We start from the raw sequence: 18,554 nt of genomic DNA, 5'->3' as shown, positions 1-18,554 counted from the left end.
ATGACCTCCGTGTTGTGTGTGGTGCGTACTACAAAATTCTGTCAGCTCACACGATAGGACAGCCCCTTTTCTCCGGGGCAATGGCCTCACATCCCCCACAAGTTTGTGAGGTTGCTTCGACGTTCGGTGTGATGTCCGGGCTACCGGTACTGTGGTGGCCGTGACCTTGCTGGCCGTATCCGATGCCGTGACGACCAATGCCGCGCTCCCCGCGATCTTGGATCCAATGCACCTCCTGACGGAGACTTGGCTGCAGCACGCGGTGCTCCCGGCGATCCTGGCCATCGTCTTCATCGAGACCGGTCTGCTGTTCCCGATCCTGCCCGGCGACTCGCTGCTGTTCACCGGCGGTCTGCTGGCAGCCCAGGCACACCCGCCGGCCGGCATGAACATCTGGTGGCTGGTGCCCGCGACCGCGTTCGTGGCCTGGCTCGGCGACCAGAGCGGCTACTGGATCGGCCGCAGCATCGGCCCGGCGCTGTTCAAGAAGGAAGACACTCGCTTCTTCAAGCAGCACTACATCACCGAGACGCACGCGTTCTTCGAGAAGCACGGACCCAAGACCATCGTGCTGGCCCGCTTCGTGCCCATCGTGCGCACCTTCATGCCGGTGCTGGCCGGTGTCTCGAAGATGGACTACCGCAAGTTCGCCACCGTCGACATCATCGGCGCGGTGCTGTGGGGCGGCGGTGTCACGGTGCTCGGCTACTTCCTGGGCAATGTCGAATTCATTCGCAAGAACGTCGAGGCGATCTTCCTGCTGATCGTGTTCGTGTCCATTCTCCCGGGCATCATCGCGGTCGCGAAGAATCTGCTGCACCGCGGCCAGGCCCCGGAACACGCCGAGTACGCCACCTCGACGAACGAGCCGACCCACTGAGCCCTTCGGTGTCGACCACCCCGCTAACCCTCGCATCGGGCGGCCCTGCCGTTCTTTCCGCCTCCGGCGGCCCTGCTTTTCTTTCCGCCTCCGGCGGATTCGGCCCGCTCGAGACAGCCGGACCAGTGCTCGTCTGGACCGTGGTTCTCACCTTCGTCTTCCTGGAGTGCGCACTCATCATCGGGTTGTTCCTGCCCGGTGACTCCATGCTCATCACCGCCGGTGTGGTGCTGGCCTCGCAGGTCGGCGAGGGGCAGGTCTGGGCGCTGTCGATCGGCACCATGATCGCGGCCATCGCCGGCAACCAGGTGGGGTACGTCTTCGGCCAGCGCGCCGGACACCATCTGGTGGCGCGCAAGAACGGGAAGTACATCAATACCCGCAATCTCGAGCGGGTTTCGGACATGCTGCACAAGCACGGGTTCCTGGCGGTGCTGGTGGCCCGCTGGATTCCGTGGGTGCGCACGCTGTGCCCGCTGGTCGCGGGCGCGGCCGGGATGGACCACCGCAAATACACCATCGCGTCGTCCGTCGGCGCGGTCATCTGGGCGCCGGTGATCCTGCTGGCCAGCTACTACGCGGGCAGCTTCCTGGAGAACATGTCCTGGCTCATGCCCGCGGTCATCGGAACCCTGGTGGTCGGGCTGGTGCTCGGCACGGTCCTGGGCGTACGGCAGTACCGCGTCGAAATGGCACGTCCCGCCGAGGATTTCGACCTCGACGTGGCAGAGGCCGCGACGGTGCCGCTGCCCCGGCTGCCGCGCGCCTGAACGATTACAGTCCGGCGGCCGTCACCGTGTGCGCGGCCTCCATCAGCTTCCAGCCCGAAAGCTGCACCGACAGATCGCGTTCCGGGCTGCGCGAGGCGGTCACCGAACCGCCCTCGAAGCCGCCCGCGCCCGCGATGCCCGGAAGTCGCGCGGGCTGCCGCCAATCCGCGCCGAACAGCGGCTCCCCCTCCACGTCCAGGCGGTGTTCCCAGGCCGCGTTCGCGGACGCGCGCACCATCGCGGCGGCCTTGCGGCGCGCGGTCACCTGGGCGGGGTCGTCGCCGGGCAGCATGAGGGCGGTCAGCGCCAGGTAGCGGATGAGAATGCCGTTGAACAGACCGCCGTCCCCGCCGCCGTCGCCGACCACCACGCCGTCCGCGGTCAGATGCTCCTCGACCGCGTCCACCAGCCGGACCGCGCGCTCGGCGTGCCGGGGTTCGCCGGTATGCACCGCGAGTTCGGTTTCCAGGCCGAGCGTCACGCCCTGGCAGTAGCTGTAGACCGGCTTCTCGACCTCGCCGGAGGGTAGGTGGATGCCGTCGAAGATGAGGCCGGTCTCCTTGTCGCGCAGGTTGGCGTCGAGGAAGTCGGCCAGTTCCTGTGCCAGGTGGTAGCGGCCCAGCCGCGCCATGGCGATGCCCGCCGGGCCGTTGGCCGGGGCGTTGTAGAAGTCGGAGCCCTTGCGCCAGGGGACCGCGCCGAACTCCGGATCGAACCCGTTGGCCAGCGTCTTCTCCAGGGTGAGCAGCGCGCCCCGCACCTCGGCCACGCCCTGGGTGCGTTCGGCCCGCTCCAAAGCGATTGTCAGCCAAGCCATGTCGTCGTAGTAGTTGTTGGTCCAGCCGGTGATATTGCGCAGGCGCGAGGCGTGGGCGATGGACCAGAGGCGGCGCTGCCGGCCGGGGGTCGGCGCGCGATTGGCGGCGTCGACCGCGCAGTCGATCAAGTGGGCCTGCCACCAGTAGTGCCAGAAGGCGAAAACCCGCTCACCCTTGGTGGCGGGCCAGCCCACCACGCCGAGCTGGGTGCCGGGACAGCCCCACAACTTACGTAGGTGACGCGAGAGGATCGCGGACTCCGCCAGGTCGGCTCGCTCCGACCAGAGGGCAGCGGTCGGCTCGATATTGCGTCCGGTCCGCGAAGTCATAGGACTTATCGTGCCAGTCGGGCACTGCGCTCGTGGCTGATTTGTTACCGAGAGTCGTCCAGCTCACCAGGCGGTGGTGAGGTCGGCGTGCTGGCGGATCCAGGCGTGCATGGCGATACCCGCGGCGACACCGGCATTGATGCTGCGGGTCGAGCCGAACTGCGCGATCGAAACGGTCAGCAGCGCGCCCGCTTTCGCGGCCTCGCTCACGCCCGGGCCCTCCTGGCCGAAGAGCAGCAGGCACTCGCGCGGCAGCGCCGCGGTCTCCAGCGGCACCGCGCCGGGGACGTTGTCCACCGCCACCACCGTCAGTCCCTCGCCGGCCGCGAAACGCAGCAGCTCATCGATGTCGGCGTGATGGTGAATGTGCTGGTAGCGGTCGGTGACCATGGCCCCGCGGCGATTCCACCGCTTGCGCCCGACAATGTGCACGGCCGCCGCCGCGAAGGCATTGGCCGTGCGCACCACCGTGCCGATATTGGCGTCGTGCCCGAAGTTCTCGATGGCCACATGGAACGGGTGCCGGCGACTGTCGATATCGGCGACGATGGCCTCGCGCCGCCAATACCGGTAGGCATCCACCACATTGCGCCGGTCGCCGTGCTCGAGCAGGTCCGGGTCCAGGCGCGGATCGTCCGGCGGCTCGGTGCCGAACTCCTCGCGCCACGGTCCGACGCCGTGCGGATGCTCACCCCATTCGGTCGGTCCGGGGGTCGGCGGTTCGTGGGCGGTCGGGGCGGAACTCACCCCGGCGATGGTAGTTGCCTAGTGCGAGGAGCCGACCGCGCCCACGATGATCGCGAGCACGATGAACACGATGACCAGGGCCATCAGCGCGGTGGCGACGATGCCGCAGATCCAGCCGGCCGTCACCATGCCGCTGCCGCCGATCATGCCGTTCGACTCGCTGATCTCCCGGCGCGCCTTGCCGCCCATGATCCAGGCCACCGGACCGAGCAGCTGGCAGAACACCAGGCTCATGATGCCGAGGATCAACACGACCACCGCCTGCGGATGATCCGGCGCCGGCGCGCCGTAGTAGCCGGGCGGGTAGTAGCCGGGCGCCTGCGGAGGGTAGCCCTGTGGGTAGCCGGAGTGCTGGTTGTAGCCCGGCTGCTGCTGGTAGCCCTGGGACTGCGGATCCCAGCCCGGCGGGGGCGCGTCGTAGGTCATGGCTGAATGCTAGGTGGTCGTGCTGGCTACACCGAATATTTTCTGGGCTGCTCCCTCGCCACCGCACCGCGCCGCCCGCGACCATGAATCCATGAGCGATACGGCCGCCCTACCCAGCATCGTGCTCGATCCGCCCGCGCCGCAATCGGATCCGGGCCCCCGCCCCACCCCCGCGTCCGTGCTGCGGACCTTCCTGGTCACGCCGTTCCGGGCGCGCACCTGGAAGGAATTCGCCTACCTGATCATCGTTTTCGGGCTGGGCTGTGCCGCCGCGGTCTATCTGTTCCTGGGTATCGGCGGCAGCCTGTACCTCTCGGTGTTCGTGCTGGGCATCCCGGTGCTGGCGGCCATGATTCTCGGCGGGCGGGTGTGGGGCCGCATTCATCGGGTGCTGGGCGCGGTGCTGCTCGACGCGGCCCTGCCCGAGCCGCCCCCGTTCACCTTTCGGCCCGGGCCGATCGGCTGGCTGCGCAGTGCCTTCACCGATCGGACCTCCTACCGCGCCCTGCTGTTCCTGATCCTCGACGGCTTGCTGGGCGTGGTGATCGGCTACGGTGTGCTGACGGCGGTGGCGGTGACGGGTTTCGTTGCGCTGTCGCCGATTCCGTGGGCACTCATGGATCCGGCCAATGTGGACGAACGTGGCGTATCGCACCGGTCGATGATCCAGTTCGGCGACTACTACCTCGACACCTGGCCGCGCGTCCTGGGTTTCGCGGCGCTCGGCGTGCTCGGCTGCTTCCTGCTGCCGTGGCTGATCCGCGGCGTCTGCTTCCTGCACCGCGTGCTCGCGCTGTGGCTGCTGACCCCGACCGCCCGCGATCTCGAGCTGGCCGGCCTGCGCGAGAGCCGCCGCGCGGCGGTCGACGACTCCACCGCCACCCTGCGCCGGCTGGAACGCGACCTGCACGACGGCACCCAGGCGCGACTGGTCGGCATCGCCATGATGCTGGGCCGCGCCGAGGAGCGGATCGCGGCGGGCGGCGACGCCGCCGAGCTGATCGCCCAGGCCCGCACCGGATCCAAGGAGGCACTGACCGAACTGCGGGAACTGGTGCGCGGCATCCATCCACCCGCCCTCGAACTCGGGCTGGAACCGGCGCTGGAGACCCTGGCCGCCCGCTGCGCGCTGCCGGTGGAGCTGCGGGTGCTGCTGCCGCTGCGGCCCAGCCCGGCCATCGAGGCCATCGCCTATTTCTCGGTCGCGGAACTGCTCACCAATGTGGTGAAACACGCTGCCGCGAACCGGATCTGGGTGGCTGTGCTGCCGGCGGGGACGGATGCGCTGGCGGTGAGCGTGCGCGACAACGGCCAGGGCGGTGCGCTGCAACCAGTGGGCGGGCCCGGCGAAGGCGTTGTGGTGGGCGGGCTTTCGGGGCTGGCGCAGCGGGCGCGCGCGGTGGACGGCACGCTCACGGTGGACAGCCCCATCGGCGGCCCGACCGTGGTCACGCTGGTGCTGCCGCTGGCCGGGCCGCAATGATCGAGGCTGTGAACACTCCGGACAACGAGGACGCGAACACCGCGAACCAGCCGCTGCGGGTGGTCATCGCGGAAGACAATGCCATTCTGCGCGACGGCCTCACCGCATTGCTGGCGGAGCGCGGGTTCGAGGTGGTGGCCGCGGTGGGCGACGCGACCGGTCTGCACGCCGCGGTCGCCGACCAGCTGCCGGATGTCGCCGTGGTGGACGTCCGCATGCCGCCCAGCTTCACCGACGAGGGCCTGCTGGCCGCGCTCGCGCTGCGCCGCAGTCATCCCGGCACCGGGGTGCTGGTGTTCTCGCAGTGGATCGAAACCCGTTATGCCACCGAGTTACTGGCCGCCGGTGCGGGCGGCGTCGGCTACCTGCTCAAGGACCGGGTGGCCGACGTCGGCGATTTCACCGAGGCGCTGCGCCGCGTCGCCACCGGCGGCACCGCGCTGGATCCGGAGGTGGTCGGCCAGCTCATGGGCGCTGCCCGGCAACAGGATTCGCTGGCCCGGCTCACCCCGCGCGAGCGTGAAGTGCTGGAATCCATGGCCCAGGGACTGTCGAACGCGGCCATCGCCCGGGCCCTGTCGGTGACCGAACGCGGGGTGGAGAAGCACATCGGCAACATCTTCTCCAAGCTGGAATTGCCGCCCTCGGATCTGCACCATCGGCGGGTACTCGCCGTTCTGCGGTTGCGGGGTTGAAACATCGCTGCACGGTTGCCGGGCGTGGAAGACTGGCCCCATGACTCGATCGAGTTCCGCGGAATTGCTGAAATCGGTTGAATACTGGCCGAATCACCTCCTGACCATCGAGGAGTGGTCGCTGCTGCCGGAGAACAATCGGCACTGCCGCGAACTGGTGGACGGCGTGCTGGTGGTGGCGCCGCAGCCGCCGCGGCATCAGCTCGCGGTATGGCGTCTGGCCGCTCAGCTGGAGCGGGCGCTGCCCCGGCGGGTGGCCGCCATGGCGCGCATCGAATTGATCATCGACGACGGCACGCCGCCGACCGTGCGGGTGCCGGATGTGCTGATCGTGGGCGGTACGGCCGGGGCCGAGCACGCCACCCGGGTGCGGCCGGGGGATGTGCTGGCGGCCATCGAAATCGTGTCGCCGGGTTCGCGCCGGGTGGATCGGGTCATGAAGTTCGCCGAGTACGCGGCGGCGGGGATCGGGCACTACTGGCTGCTGGAGACCGAGGAGTCGCTGCGGCTGCTGACCCATCGGCTGCGGGACGGTCGATACCTACCGACCGGTGAGTACTCGGGACAGGTCACCCTGGGCCTCGACGGCCTCGACCTGCCGCTCGATCTGGACACTCTCACCGCGCTCCGCACATCCGGCGTGCCCGTTTGACCCACCAGCCCTCTGACCTCGCCTGATCGACCCACACGGAACAAGCATCGGGACTATCCTGGAATTCTGATAGGCCGTGGTTGGAGGGTGTCATGGACCACGCGCGTATAGCTCGTACGGTGCTCGGAGTGACGGCGGCATATCTCGTCGCACTCGGGTTGTGGCTGGGGTGGTTGGTCCCGCTCACCCCGCCGGGTACCGTGCCGGTCCAGATCGTCACACTGGTCGGTCTCTTCGGAACGTTCCTGGGCCTGGGCATGCTGTTCGCCCAGCGCCCCAGCCGCTCCGACCGCAGACTACGCCGGCACGGGCTCGAGGGCTGGGCGAACATCGAAGCGGTCCACCCCTTGCAGCGCACCGACCACTGCACCGAGATCACCGAACTCGATCTCGAACTCGTGGTGCCGGGCTCGGAGACCTACTACGGCAGCATCGTCTTCGATGTCGAACCGGTGGTGAAACCGAGAATCGCTGTGGGCGGCACGATTTCGATCCGCGTCGACCCGCAGAACCGGGACCGGATCATCCTCTGCCTCTGATATATATCCAGCTCAGTGCCGGATTCGCACGATTCGGGCCGTAGGCTCCTGGGCATGACGATCGCCGAGAAACCCGACCGCAGGGAAGCGCCGCTGGTGCTCGACACCCAGCCGCCGCGCACGCTGGGGTTCACGGATCAGGCGGCGTTCTGGCTCAATCTCGGCGTCAGTCTCATCGGCTTCAGCGGTGCCGCGTACGTGCTCTTCCCGACCGGGAACCCGCCGCTGCCGCTGGCCGGGGCGCTGCTGGCGACCGTCCTGGGCACCGTGGTCGGCGCGGCCATGGTGGCCGGACCGGGCGCCGTCGGGGCCCGCACCGGCGCACCGGCCATGGCGGTGCTGCGCGGCCTGTTCGGGACGCGGCTGTCGTACCTGCCGACGGTCGCCAATATCGTGCAGTGCATCGGCTGGGGCGTGTACGAGCTGACCGTCATCGCGCTCGGCGTCTCGGCGCTCACCCACGACCGGGTACCGCACTGGGTGGTGATCGTCGCGGCGGGCACGCTGTCCACCACCATGGCCATCTGGCCGCTGTCCGCGGTGCGGGCGCTGCGCAAATACGTCTCGGTGGCGGTGGCCATCGCCATGCTCTACTTCACGATTCAGCTACTGCGGCAACCGATTCCGGTGCAGCACGACACCAGCTGGAGCGGGTTCTGGCCCGCCGTCGACACCACCCTGGCCGTATCCATCTCGTTCGTGCCGCTGGCCGCCGACTACACCCGGCACTCCCGCTCGGCGAAAACCGCCGCCGGGGCCACCGTGGCCGGCTACTCGATCGCCCAGGTGTGGTGCTACCTGCTGGGCATCATCGCCATCCTGCAGGCGGGCGGCAATGCCGACCACGTTTTCGACTCCTTCCTGGGCGTCACCGCGGGCTGGTTCTTCTTCGCGGTACTGGTGCTGCGCGAGTCGGACCAGTCCTTCGCCAATGTGTATTCGACGGCCATGTCCATCCAGAACCTGCTGCCGCGGGTGGATCGGCGACTGCTGGCCGGGCTGGTCGGTGTGGCGGTGACACTGCTGGCGCTGCCGGTGCGCGACTTCAGCAGCTACGCGAATTTCCTCTATCTGATCGGCTCGGTCTTCGTGCCGCTGTGCGCGGTGCTCATCGTCGACTACTTCCTCGGCCAGGGCCGCCGCGACTGGAATCTGGCGCAGGACGCACCCGCCCGGCCGCTCATGCTGCTGCCATGGGCCATCGGCTTCGTGGTGTACCAGCTGTTCAATCCCGGCTCCATCAGCTGGTGGGCGACATTCTGGACCCGGGCACAGGACGCGCTCGGCGTGCATCCGGGCTGGTGGTCCTCGGCCTCGCTCTACTCGTTCCTGGCGGCCGCGGCGGTGACCGCGCTCCTGGTACGGGTCCGGCGGGGATGACCGACGGCCGCGTCTACGGCATGGGATTCGACCCGCTGGTCGAACCCGATTGGCCCGCACTGACTTCCGCCGAGGTGGACGCGGTGCTGGGCACGGACGCGGCGATCGTGTGGCGCAGCCCGAGACCACTGTCGGCGACCGCCCGGGTACGCCCGGCGGACGGGCACGACCTCATCGTCAAACGCCTCCCCCGGGCGCTGCGCGACGCCGCCGCGCTCGGCGAGGAGCACCGTTTCATGGATCACCTACGCTCGCAAGGAATTCCGGTGCCGCGCGTACGGCACACGGTCGACCTGAGCGATTTCGCCTACGAGGTCCAGGAATCGGGTGACGGGCGCGACGAGTACGAGGGCGTCTTCTCCTGGACGCCGTACCGCTCCCTCGACGGGGCGGCCGCGGCCGGGTGCCTGCTGGCCCGTCTGCACCTGGCCGCCGCGGGATACGAGGCGCCACGCCGCCCGCCCCGGCCGCTACTGGCAGGCTTCACCCTCTTCGCCTCCGCCGATCCCCTTGCGGCCATGGCGAATCGGGCCGCCGAACGCCCAGCCGTCGGCGCATTCCTCGTCGAACGCGACTGGCGGGCCGACCTGGAACGCGTCCACCTCCCGGCCTACGAACGGCTCCGGCCGCTGCTCGCGGACCTGGAACCGCTGTGGACACACAATGATTGGCACGGCACGAACCTGCTCTGGCGCGACCGCGCCGTCACCTCCGTCATCGACTTCGGCCTGTGCGACCGCACCACCGCCGTCCACGATCTCGCCACCGCCATCGAACGCAGTGCCGTGGACTGGATTTCGATCCGCGACGGCGGACCGGCGAAGGTGCGATTCGACCAGGTACGCGCGCTGCTCCAGGGCTACGAATCGGTCCGGCCGCTGACCGCCGCCGAGCGGCGCGCCCTCCCGGCGCTGCTCCCCCTCGTGCATTGCGAGTACGAGCTGTCCGAGATCGACTACTTCCTCGGCGTCGTCCCCGGCGGCAATGCGAAGAATGCCGAAATCGCCTACGACGAGTACTTTCTCGGCCATACGGCATGGTGGACGGAATCCGGCGCGGGCCGCGAACTGCTATCCGCAATCCCCGGAATGGCACGCGTCACCGAATAGTGGTGCCGAGCACAATTCCACGGATCGCGAATGGCGGCAGCGGGATTGCGCCCTCGGCCCGGCGCTGCAGGGCGCGCTGATCGGCCTGCTCGTCGGCGCGGTCGACCCGGATGCCATTCCGCAGGTCCTGCCCTGATCCCTCGGGGGATAAAAACACAAGAACCCCATCCCGAAACTCGGGATGGGGTTCTTGTCCAATCGAATTCGATGACCGGCAACGGTTGCCGATGACAGATACGGTGACCTATTCGGTTACCGATATGGCTACCGATGCGCGCGGGGATCCGCGAGCAGGTATTGCGCGGCGGCATACGTGCCGAGAATGACGCCCTCACTGATCCGGCGCGACTTCTCACCGCGCGCGAAAATGCGCCGCAGCACGATCAATCCGTCGGACAGCGTGAACAACAGCGCACCCACGCCCAATCTGCTGCGCGGGTCCGCATTCGGAATGTTCACGCCCGCAATATTCTTCGCGTCCCGGGCCAGTTCCGGATCCGACGCCAGCGTGGCCGCCGTGCCGAGGGTCGCGCCGTAGGCGGTGAGCGGCACCGCGATCGCCGGGGCCTTGAACCGCATCAGCGTCGCCGCGCCCAGCCAGGCCGCCAGGCGCGGAGCCGCGATCTGCGCGCGCGGCCGGCCGCCCCGCCGGAACCACAACCACGAATATCCGGTCTGCATGACCGCGAAAGACGAAGCGCCGGCTATCAATCGGCGATCGTCATCGGGGTCGATGAGCAATACGTCGCCGACCGTGGCCGCGGCCAGCGACCCGAGCAGCACCGTGCGATCGGTGCGATGCAGGGCCGCGCCGTTCACCGCCACATCAGCCGCCAGCAGCGGCATCAGCAAAGGCTTTGCGGCCCACTGCAATTTCTCGCGGCCGGTGACGGCGCCGAACACCGTCACCGCCGCCGCGCCGACGAACGCGGCGCGGAACGGGCGGGCCATCAGAAGCTGGGCTCGGCCGGCGCGGGCGGCAGCACCGCGACCTGACCGGCGTAGGACAGGCCCGCGCCGAAGCCGAGCAGCAGGGCCAACTGACCGCCCTTGGCCTTGCCGGTCACCAGCATCTCCTCCATGGCCAGCGGAATCGAGGCCGCGGAGGTGTTGCCGGTGTTCTCGATGTCATTGGCCATCGGGATGTCGTCGGCGAGCCCGAGGTTCTTCCTCATGAGCTCGTTGATGCGGGCATTGGCCTGGTGCGGGATGAACACCTCGATGTCCTCCTTGTGCACGCCGGACTGCTCGATGGCACTCGACAGCGCGCGCGGCAGGGTGACCGCGGCCCAGCGGAAGACCTTGGGGCCCTCCATGTGCAGCGACATCCGGCCCACCGGCTCGACGGCCGGGTCGGTGCCCTGCAGGCGCTGCGCCTTGTTCATGAACTCCAGGAAGTCGACGTCCTGCGCGATGGCCTCGGCGTTCTCGCCGTCGGAGCCCCACACGGTCGGCGAGATGCCGTTCTCCTCGCTGGGCCCGACCACGACCGCGCCCGCGCCGTCGCCGAAGATCATGGCGGTGCCGCGATCCTTCGGGTCCAAGCCCACGGTCATCGTCTCCGCGCCGATCACCAGGATATATTCGGCCGAGCCGGAGCGGATCATGTCGGTGGCGACACCCAGGCCGTAACCGAACCCGCCGCAGCCGGAAGTCAGGTCGAAGGCCGGGATGCCGTTCATCCCGAGGTCGGCGGCGACGCTCGGCGCACCGTGCGGGGTCAGCTTGAGCCAGCTGGAGGTGCAGAACAGCAGCGCGCCGATCTTGGACCGGTCGATGCCGGTGTTGTTCAGCGCCCGGTTGCCCGCCGCCACCGCCATGGTGCGCAGCGTCTCGTCACCGGAGATCCAGCGCCGGTTGTGGATGCCGGTGCGCTCGAAGATCCACTCCGGGGTGGAGTCCAGAACCTCGCACACTTCGGCGTTGCTGACCAGGCGCTGGGGCCGGTAGGCGCCGATGCCGAGCATCGCAACATTTTGATGACCCTTGTTGATTGCAATGCTCACCACTGGTGACTCACACGACCCTTCACAACACCTTTGTCGGACGTAAGACCAGCACCAGGCTAACCCAGAGCAAGGGTTCAGCCCAGAGCAAAGTCTTGTTAACCCTTCGGTAAGGACCTAAGTCCTCATCCCAGGGCGAGGTCCTTCAGACCCAGGATCGACCGGTACTCCAGACCCTCGGCCGCGATGATGTCGTCGGCGCCGGTCTCACGGTCCACCACGGTGGCCACACCGACCACGATGGCGCCAGCCTCACGCAGCGCGCGCACGGCGGTGAGCGGGGAGTTTCCGGTCGTGGTGGTGTCCTCGACCACCAGAACCCGCTTGCCCACGATGTCCGGGCCCTCGATCTGACGCTGCATGCCGTGCGTCTTGGCGGCCTTGCGGACCACGAAGGCGTCGATGGCCCGGCCGGGCGCGTGCATGACCGCGGCCGCCACCGGGTCCGCGCCCATGGTGAGCCCGCCCACCGCGTCGAAGTCCCAGTCCGCCACGAGTTCGCGCAGTAGCTTGCCGATGAGCGGGGCCGCCTCGTGGTGCAGGGTGGCGCGGCGCAGGTCCACGTAGTAGTCGGCTTCCTTGCCCGAGGACAGGGTCACCCGGCCGTGCACCACGGCGAGGTCGCGCACCAGAGCCGCGAGTCTGTCCCGGTCGGTGGTCGTTACCTGCATTGCTTTCTCTATGTCCTTCCGCGTGCGTTGAACAGGCCCCGGTTCAGGCGGGTCACCAGGGATCGTGGGATGAACCCGGCGATCGCGACGATCGCTTTGTACTGCATTCCGGGCACGCTGATCACCCGGTCTCTCTCCAGATCATGCAGCGAACCCGCCACCACCTCGTCCACGCTCAACCACAACGGTCGCGGCAGCGAGGCCATGTCGATTCCGGCCCGCTCATGGAATTCGGTGCGGACGAATCCCGGGCACAAGGCCTGCACCCGGACTCCGGTTCCGGCCAGCCCGCCGGCCAGCCCCTGAGAAAAGGATACGACGTACGCCTTGGAGGCCGAATAGGTCGAACCCCGTCCGGGTATCAGGCCCGCGGTGCTGGCCACATTGACCACGGTGCCCTTGGCCGCGTGCAGCATGGGCGGCAGGGCCGCCCGGGTGAGCTGTACGACAGCGGTGACGTTCACATCCAGTTGCTGCTGCAGGGCCTCCGGCTCCAGCGTCCAGAACTCGCCCGACATGCCGAATCCCGCATTGTTGACCAGGAATTCGACGCCCTGTGCCAGGCGTTCGGCCACCCGGCCGAGGTCGGCGGAGCGGCCCAGGTCCGCGGGCAGCGTTTCGGCTCGCGCACCGAAACGCACCCGCACATCGTGTGCCAGCGCGGCCAGCCGATCCTCATCCCGCGCCACCAGCACCAGGTCGTAGCCGAGCGCGGCGAGCCGGGTGGCATACGCCTTGCCGATGCCGGAGGTCGGTCCCGTGATCAGGGCCACCGGGCGGTGGGCACCCGGCAGGCGCGGGGCGCCCGCCGGACGATCAGGGGAACTCTCGGTCATCGGCGGCCCATCACTCGCACGACTGGGGAGCGGTCGGCGATGACCGGAACTGCGACCCCATTCTGATCCCTGACCGACCCATACGCGGCGAATTCGCGCAGACACCACGTGGCTGCGGCGTGCCGCGCGCGGACACGGCCGGGGTGGGTCACCTCGGCGCGGGTCCCTGGTAGGGGCGGAACCCCGGATGGAACGGGCCGCCGGGCGGGGCGCTGCGACCCTGGTCCTTGCGCCAGCTCTCCTCGGGCTCGCCGTCGGAGTCGGATTCGTCGCGCCAATCCTCGGATTCCGGTTCCGCCCAATGGTCTTCGTCCGCGGGGCGGCGCCGGTCGTCCTCGTCGTACCGATCCGGCTCCTCCCCCTCGGGGGCGGGCGGCCAGTTGCGGCGCGGGCGGTTGCGCGGGTCCGGCACGACTTTCAGTGCGGGACGCCAGTTTTCGGGCTCGTCGTCCGGTTCGCTCGCGCCGGCGATATCGCTGACCAGCGGGGACTCGTAGTCGTCGGCTGCCTCGGCGCGCGGGCGAGCCGGGCGGTCCTGACCGCGCGGGCGATCGCGGTCGTCGTCGCCGAAATCGCCGAATTCGTCGTGGCCGTCGTAGTCGTCGTCCTCGGGAACCGGGTGCGAGCGACCGGGTTCGGGGAGTTCGTCGCGGCCGCGCTCGGCATTGATGACCGGCGGCAGCACATGCAGCAGGCCCGACAGCCGCAGCACCGCGTCGATGGCCATCTCCCAGTCCTTGGCCACGGCCCCGACCGGCAGCATGCCCAGGGTCCAGTTGCCCTCGGACCACAGCTGCTGCACGGTGTCGGGCAGCGACTCGATGAACGCCACCATGCGCTGATCCACCGCGTGCCGGGCAACGTCCGGGTTGGTGGCGAAGACCACCCGATCGCCGATGGCGCCGAGCAGCTCCAGATCGTGATCCTTCGGCGGCGCCGCGGTTTTCAGCCGCAGGTCGATGTCGATGTCCGAGCCGATCTGCCGGCGCACCGCGACCAGGGTGGCGGCGTCCTCCAGATCGAAGAGCACGAACTTCTCACCCTTGCGGTTACCCGACACCACGTCCACCGCGGACAGGTAGCCGAGCTTGGCCAGGGCGCCGCGCCGCCAGGTGGAGGCGAGCGCGGGCTCCACCGAAACATAGGTGTAGCCCTGGGATTTCGCCCAGACCTGTCGCACGTGCCCGGTACGCTGCCGCTGCAGCCGATCGAAATAGAGCAGCACGATCGCACCCACGAGCGCGATCGCCGCCAGCCCGAACCATATCGCCGTCATCGCCGCCTACCCTACTGTGTTTAATTGCCCGTCCGCTTCGCTCCGGGGCGGGTTGGCGGCGCTGGAGGTCTCGATTCTTCCCTCCTCCGCTCCGCCGCTTCGCTCCCCTGCTCCGTCAGTCCAGAATCGAGCGCTCCGCCTGCCCGCGCTTGCGCCGCGAACCTTTGGGCTGGTCAGTTTTTCCGCTTGCACCATGTGTCATCGGGTAGCACTCGGCATCGAGGTGCTGATGATCAGCTTCGCCTGGATGGATCCGTCGGCGTTCTTGTCGCCCTGGACCATGATCACCTCGCCGACCGGCAAGTCCGAAACCTTGGTGCTGCCCAGGGAGATCACCTGTGTCTTGTTGTCGGTCTTCACGGTCGCCGTGCCACCGGACAGGGTGGTGATGGTGAGGGTGGAACCGTCGTTGTTCGAGATGGTGCCCATGTTCGCACCCAGCTCGTCCAGATCGCCCAGGCCCGGGATGGTGGGAATGCCGCTGGGCAGGGGTAGGGCCGAGGAGTTGCCGGGCAGGCTCGGCGCCGGGTACCCGGAGGTCCTGACGCTGCCGGGTGCGGCGCTGTTCGACGAATCGTTGTTCGACAGCAGGGTTCCCGCCGCGACGCCGACAATGGCGACCACGATGACCGCGGCGATGGTCAGCGCGATCCACATGGTGGTCCGGCGGGGCGGCGGGACCGGATGCTGCGGGAAGCCCGCGGGCTGATATCCACCGGCCGGCATTCCCGGACCACCCGGGTAACCGGGCCCGCCCGCGGCCGGCGGATATCCGGGCGCGCCATAGCTGCTCGTGGGGGCATACCCGGGCTGGCCCGGGTAGACGGCGGTCGGCTCGTAGCCGCCGCCGGTCTCGTATCCACCCCACTGGGCGTCCGCCGGCGGCAGCACGCGGGTGGAGTCGGGCCCGGCCGGTTGCCCGAAATAGTCGACCGGACCGGCGGGTATGGCCTCGGTGGGCCCGTAGCCCGCGGCGCTATCCGAGGGGTAGCCGCCAGCTGCGGCCTGCTCGGCGGGCCCCTCCCCCGGGCCCGGTTCCGGCCGCCGCGACCACGGATCGCTCGGATCAGTCATGGCCTCCAGGGTAGGCGGCCGACCCGCCCCGGGCCGCGAACTCGACCGGACGGTTCCCAATCCGCGGACCGTTACACCTCGAAACCGGCAAGGCTCGGTCGCCCGGGACGAGCAAGGCCCCCGCCGAGCCGAAGCTCGCGCGGGGGCCCGGGTCCGCTGGGTCAGCGGCCGACGATGAGGGTGTCGCCGTCGGGGGTGACGTTGACCTTCACCGTGTCACCGTCCTGCACCTCGCCGGCCAGCAGTTCCTTGGCGAGCGAGTCGCCGATGGCCTGCTGGATGAGGCGGCGCAGCGGGCGTGCGCCGTAGGCCGGGTCGTAACCGCGCACGGCCAGCCAGAAGCGGGCCGAGTCGGACACGTCCAGCTTCAGGCGGCGCTGGGACAGGCGCTTCTGCAGCTGGTTCAGCTGGATGTCGACGATCCGCTCCAGCTGTTCCTCGTCGAGCGCGTGGAACATGACCACGTCGTCGAGCCGGTTCAGGAACTCCGGCTTGAAGGCGCGGCGCACCGCGTTCATGACCGCGTCCTTGTCACCGCCCGCACCCAGATTGGAGGTCAGGATGAGGATGGTGTTGCGGAAGTCGACCGTGCGGCCCTGGCTGTCGGTCAGCCGGCCCTCGTCGAGCACCTGCAGCAGGATGTCGAAGACGTCCGGATGGGCCTTCTCGATCTCGTCGAACAGCACCACCGTGTAGGGGCGTCGCCGCACCGCCTCGGTGAGCTGGCCGCCCTGGTCGTAGCCGACGTAGCCGGGGGGTGCACCGACCAGGCGGGCCACCGAGTGCTTCTCGCTGTACTCGCTCATGTCGATGCGGACCATGGCGCGCTCGTCGTCGAACAGGAAGTCCGCCAACGCCTTCGCGAGTTCGGTCTTACCGACACCGGTCGGGCCGACGAACATGAACGAGCCGGTGGGCCGGTTGGGGTCGGCGACCCCGGCCCGGGCGCGGCGCACGGCATCCGAAACCGCTTGCACGGCTTCCGGTTGCCCGACGACCCGGTTGCCCAGTTCGTCCTCCATGCGCAGCAGCTTCTGGGTCTCGCCCTCCATCATCTTGCCCACGGGGACACCGGTCCACGACGACACCACCTCGGCGATATCGTCCGGCCCGACCTCCTCCTTGAGCATGACGTCGCCGTCGGCGGCGGTCTTCGCCTTGGACTCGGCCTCGGCGAGTTCCTTCTCCAGCTTGGGGATTCGCCCGTACCGGAGTTCGGCGGCCTTGTTGTAGTCGCCGTCGCGCTCGGCCCGCTCGGATTCGCCCTTGAGCGACTCCAGCTCCTCCTTGAGCACGCTCACCGCGTCGATGGCCTGCTTCTCGTTCTGCCAGCGGGTCATCAGCTGGTTGAGCTTCTCGCGGTCGTCGGCGAGCTCCTGGCGCAGCTTCTCCAGCCGCTGCTTGGACGCTTCGTCGGTCTCCTTGGCCAGCGCCACCTCTTCGATCTCGAGCCGCCGCACGACGCGTTCGATCTCGTCGATTTCCACTGGGCGGGAATCGATTTCCATGCGCAGCCGCGAGGCCGACTCGTCGACCAGGTCGATGGCCTTGTCCGGCAGGAACCGGGAGGTGATGTAGCGGTCGGACAGGGTCGCCGCGGCCACCAGCGCGGAGTCGGTGATCCGCACGTGGTGGTGGTTCTCGTAGCGCTCCTTGAGCCCGCGCAGGATGCCGACGGTGTCCTCCACCGACGGCTCGCCCACCAGCACCTGCTGGAACCGGCGTTCCAGGGCCGGGTCCTTCTCGATGTGCTGCCGGTATTCGTCGAGGGTGGTGGCGCCGACCAGCCGCAGCTCGCCGCGGGCCAGCATGGGCTTGATCATGTTGCCCGCGTCCATGGCGGATTCGCCGGTGGCGCCGGCGCCCACGATGGTGTGCAGCTCGTCGATGAACGTGATGATCTGTCCGGCAGAGGATTTGATCTCCTCCAGCACGGCCTTCAGCCGCTCCTCGAACTCACCGCGGTACTTGGCGCCGGCCACCATCGCGCCCAGGTCGAGCGAGACGAGCTTCTTGCCGCGCAACGATTCCGGGACGTCACCCGCCACGATGCGCTGGGCCAGGCCCTCCACGATGGCGGTCTTGCCGACGCCGGGCTCGCCGATCAGCACCGGGTTGTTCTTGGTGCGGCGGCTCAAAACCTGTACGACACGGCGGATTTCGGTGTCGCGGCCGATGACCGGGTCCAGCTTGCCCTCGCGGGCGGCGGCGGTCAGGTCGGTGGAGTACTTCTCCAGCGCCTGGTACGAGCCCTCCGGATCCGGCGAGGTGACACGGGCGTTGCCGCGCACGGCGGTGAAGGCCTCGCGCAGGGCGTCGGCGGTCGCGCCGTACTTCAGCAGCAGTTGCTGCACGTCGGAGTCACCGGCGGCCAGACCGTAGACCAGGTGCTCGGTGGAGACGTATTCGTCGCCCAGCTCGGTGGCCAGCCGCTGCGCGGAGCTGAGCGCCGCGATGGCTTCGCGCCCGAGATTGGGGGTGGTGGTGGCGCCGGTGGCCCGGGGCAGCCGGTCCACGATCTCCTGGGCCTCGCGCCGCACCGTCGCCGGGTCGACTGCGACGGCCTTGAGCAGCGGTGCGGCGATGCCGTCGATCTGATCCAGCAACGCCACCAGCAAGTGCGCCGGACGGATTTCCGGGTTTCCGGCGACGGCGGCCGCCTGTTGTGCGGCGGTCAGGGCCGCCTGGGTCTTGGTGGTGGGATTGAACGAGTCCACTGTCACCTTCCTACTTGTCGTTGCTCTCTACAACGCGGTAGAAGTTGAGTCTGTTCCGCTCAAGTCTGACCAGTTTTCGACGCCAGGTCCAGAGTCCGAAGCCGGTTCCTACGCTACGCGTACGATGACTCCATTCGTTGACGCAT

General features: G+C 68.7%; 18 protein-coding genes. 8 read left to right on the top strand and 10 right to left on the bottom strand.

Features of this window, described 5'->3' with window-relative positions:
• The first annotated feature begins 226 nt into the window (after window positions 1-226).
• On the top strand, window positions 227-880 hold the full coding sequence (locus tag ACWEQQ_RS30545; RefSeq protein ID WP_452341682.1) for a DedA family protein: 654 nt from the start codon (window positions 227-229) through the stop codon (window positions 878-880).
• Between the two features lie 125 nt (window positions 881-1,005).
• On the top strand, window positions 1,006-1,650 hold the full coding sequence (locus tag ACWEQQ_RS30540) for a DedA family protein (RefSeq protein ID WP_402773579.1): 645 nt from the start codon (window positions 1,006-1,008) through the stop codon (window positions 1,648-1,650).
• Between the two features lie 4 nt (window positions 1,651-1,654).
• Here the strand turns inward: ACWEQQ_RS30540 and ACWEQQ_RS30535 are convergent, their stop codons facing one another.
• The 3 genes from ACWEQQ_RS30535 to ACWEQQ_RS30525 all read right to left on the bottom strand — a co-directional run bounded on the left by ACWEQQ_RS30535 (window position 1,655) and on the right by ACWEQQ_RS30525 (window position 3,970).
• Window positions 1,655-2,797 carry a glycoside hydrolase family 76 protein gene (locus tag ACWEQQ_RS30535; RefSeq protein ID WP_452350669.1) on the bottom strand — a complete coding sequence of 381 codons (1,143 nt, stop codon included), beginning with the start codon at window positions 2,795-2,797 and terminating at the stop codon, window positions 1,655-1,657.
• A gap of 63 nt (window positions 2,798-2,860) precedes the next feature.
• Window positions 2,861-3,544 carry a TrmH family RNA methyltransferase gene (locus ACWEQQ_RS30530; RefSeq protein WP_452350668.1) on the bottom strand — a complete coding sequence of 228 codons (684 nt, stop codon included), beginning with the start codon at window positions 3,542-3,544 and terminating at the stop codon, window positions 2,861-2,863.
• Window positions 3,545-3,562: 18 nt separating this feature from the next.
• Window positions 3,563-3,970, bottom strand: coding sequence for a DUF4190 domain-containing protein (locus ACWEQQ_RS30525; RefSeq protein WP_452350667.1), 408 nt, complete (start codon window positions 3,968-3,970; stop codon window positions 3,563-3,565).
• A 91-nt stretch (window positions 3,971-4,061) separates the two neighbouring features.
• On the opposite strand from ACWEQQ_RS30525, the gene ACWEQQ_RS30520 reads away from it, so the two are divergent.
• The 6 genes from ACWEQQ_RS30520 to ACWEQQ_RS30495 all read left to right on the top strand — a co-directional run bounded on the left by ACWEQQ_RS30520 (window position 4,062) and on the right by ACWEQQ_RS30495 (window position 9,828).
• Window positions 4,062-5,453, top strand: coding sequence for a sensor histidine kinase (locus ACWEQQ_RS30520; protein ID WP_452350666.1), 1,392 nt, complete (start codon window positions 4,062-4,064; stop codon window positions 5,451-5,453).
• 53 nt (window positions 5,454-5,506) lie between these two features.
• Window positions 5,507-6,148, top strand: coding sequence for a LuxR C-terminal-related transcriptional regulator (locus ACWEQQ_RS30515; protein ID WP_452350736.1), 642 nt, complete (start codon window positions 5,507-5,509; stop codon window positions 6,146-6,148).
• Window positions 6,149-6,188: 40 nt separating this feature from the next.
• Complete coding sequence (locus ACWEQQ_RS30510) at window positions 6,189-6,800, top strand: Uma2 family endonuclease (RefSeq protein ID WP_452341574.1); 612 nt, start codon at window positions 6,189-6,191, stop codon at window positions 6,798-6,800.
• Between the two features lie 128 nt (window positions 6,801-6,928).
• A complete protein-coding gene (locus tag ACWEQQ_RS30505) occupies window positions 6,929-7,339 on the top strand; it encodes a hypothetical protein (RefSeq protein WP_452341573.1) in 411 nt (136 codons plus the stop codon).
• Between the two features lie 54 nt (window positions 7,340-7,393).
• Window positions 7,394-8,719 carry a purine-cytosine permease family protein gene (locus ACWEQQ_RS30500; protein WP_452350665.1) on the top strand — a complete coding sequence of 442 codons (1,326 nt, stop codon included), beginning with the start codon at window positions 7,394-7,396 and terminating at the stop codon, window positions 8,717-8,719.
• Window positions 8,716-9,828, top strand: a complete 1,113-nt coding sequence (locus tag ACWEQQ_RS30495) for a phosphotransferase enzyme family protein (protein WP_452350664.1) — start codon at window positions 8,716-8,718, stop codon at window positions 9,826-9,828. Before ACWEQQ_RS30500 ends, ACWEQQ_RS30495 begins: the two co-directional genes overlap by 4 nt.
• Before the next feature lie 264 nt (window positions 9,829-10,092).
• Here ACWEQQ_RS30495 and ACWEQQ_RS30490 read toward each other — a convergent pair whose 3' ends face one another.
• From ACWEQQ_RS30490 to clpB, 7 genes are all read right to left on the bottom strand, one after another.
• Complete coding sequence (locus ACWEQQ_RS30490; protein ID WP_452350663.1) at window positions 10,093-10,779, bottom strand: lysoplasmalogenase; 687 nt, start codon at window positions 10,777-10,779, stop codon at window positions 10,093-10,095.
• Entirely contained in the window at window positions 10,779-11,837 is a 1,059-nt protein-coding gene (locus ACWEQQ_RS30485; RefSeq protein ID WP_379388681.1) for a beta-ketoacyl-ACP synthase 3, read from the bottom strand. The genes ACWEQQ_RS30490 and ACWEQQ_RS30485 overlap by 1 nt, the downstream gene beginning before the upstream one ends.
• Window positions 11,838-11,959: 122 nt before the next feature.
• Window positions 11,960-12,505: an orotate phosphoribosyltransferase gene (pyrE, locus tag ACWEQQ_RS30480; RefSeq protein WP_354843337.1), complete on the bottom strand. Its 546-nt coding sequence runs from the start codon at window positions 12,503-12,505 to the stop codon at window positions 11,960-11,962.
• An 8-nt stretch (window positions 12,506-12,513) separates the two neighbouring features.
• Window positions 12,514-13,341, bottom strand: a complete 828-nt coding sequence (locus tag ACWEQQ_RS30475; RefSeq protein ID WP_452341569.1) for an SDR family NAD(P)-dependent oxidoreductase — start codon at window positions 13,339-13,341, stop codon at window positions 12,514-12,516.
• A gap of 148 nt (window positions 13,342-13,489) precedes the next feature.
• On the bottom strand, window positions 13,490-14,617 hold the full coding sequence (locus ACWEQQ_RS30470; RefSeq protein WP_452350662.1) for a hypothetical protein: 1,128 nt from the start codon (window positions 14,615-14,617) through the stop codon (window positions 13,490-13,492).
• Between the two features lie 198 nt (window positions 14,618-14,815).
• A complete protein-coding gene (locus ACWEQQ_RS30465) occupies window positions 14,816-15,691 on the bottom strand; it encodes a DUF5666 domain-containing protein (RefSeq protein WP_452350661.1) in 876 nt (291 codons plus the stop codon).
• Window positions 15,692-15,852: 161 nt separating this feature from the next.
• Complete coding sequence (clpB, locus tag ACWEQQ_RS30460; RefSeq protein ID WP_354843326.1) at window positions 15,853-18,408, bottom strand: ATP-dependent chaperone ClpB; 2,556 nt, start codon at window positions 18,406-18,408, stop codon at window positions 15,853-15,855.
• Between the last annotated feature and the right edge of the window lie 146 nt (window positions 18,409-18,554).

The sequence above is a fragment of the Nocardia sp. NPDC004123 genome (assembly GCF_053603795.1).
This window is presented reverse-complemented; position numbering and strand designations above follow the sequence as displayed.

Bases quoted from the DNA above. Each gene is read 5' to 3' on its own strand.
- ACWEQQ_RS30545 (WP_452341682.1), top strand. From the start codon at position 227: ATGCACCTCCTGACGGAGACTTGGCTGCAGCACGCGGTGCTCCCGGCG.
- ACWEQQ_RS30535 (WP_452350669.1), bottom strand. From the start codon at position 2,797: ATGACTTCGCGGACCGGACGCAATATCGAGCCGACCGCTGCCCTCTGG.
- ACWEQQ_RS30525 (WP_452350667.1), bottom strand. From the start codon at position 3,970: ATGACCTACGACGCGCCCCCGCCGGGCTGGGATCCGCAGTCCCAGGGC.
- ACWEQQ_RS30520 (WP_452350666.1), top strand. From the start codon at position 4,062: ATGAGCGATACGGCCGCCCTACCCAGCATCGTGCTCGATCCGCCCGCG.
- ACWEQQ_RS30510 (WP_452341574.1), top strand. From the start codon at position 6,189: ATGACTCGATCGAGTTCCGCGGAATTGCTGAAATCGGTTGAATACTGG.
- ACWEQQ_RS30500 (WP_452350665.1), top strand. From the start codon at position 7,394: ATGACGATCGCCGAGAAACCCGACCGCAGGGAAGCGCCGCTGGTGCTC.
- ACWEQQ_RS30495 (WP_452350664.1), top strand. From the start codon at position 8,716: ATGACCGACGGCCGCGTCTACGGCATGGGATTCGACCCGCTGGTCGAA.
- ACWEQQ_RS30490 (WP_452350663.1), bottom strand. From the start codon at position 10,779: ATGGCCCGCCCGTTCCGCGCCGCGTTCGTCGGCGCGGCGGCGGTGACG.
- pyrE (WP_354843337.1), bottom strand. From the start codon at position 12,505: ATGCAGGTAACGACCACCGACCGGGACAGACTCGCGGCTCTGGTGCGC.
- ACWEQQ_RS30475 (WP_452341569.1), bottom strand. From the start codon at position 13,341: ATGACCGAGAGTTCCCCTGATCGTCCGGCGGGCGCCCCGCGCCTGCCG.
- ACWEQQ_RS30470 (WP_452350662.1), bottom strand. From the start codon at position 14,617: ATGACGGCGATATGGTTCGGGCTGGCGGCGATCGCGCTCGTGGGTGCG.
- ACWEQQ_RS30465 (WP_452350661.1), bottom strand. From the start codon at position 15,691: ATGACTGATCCGAGCGATCCGTGGTCGCGGCGGCCGGAACCGGGCCCG.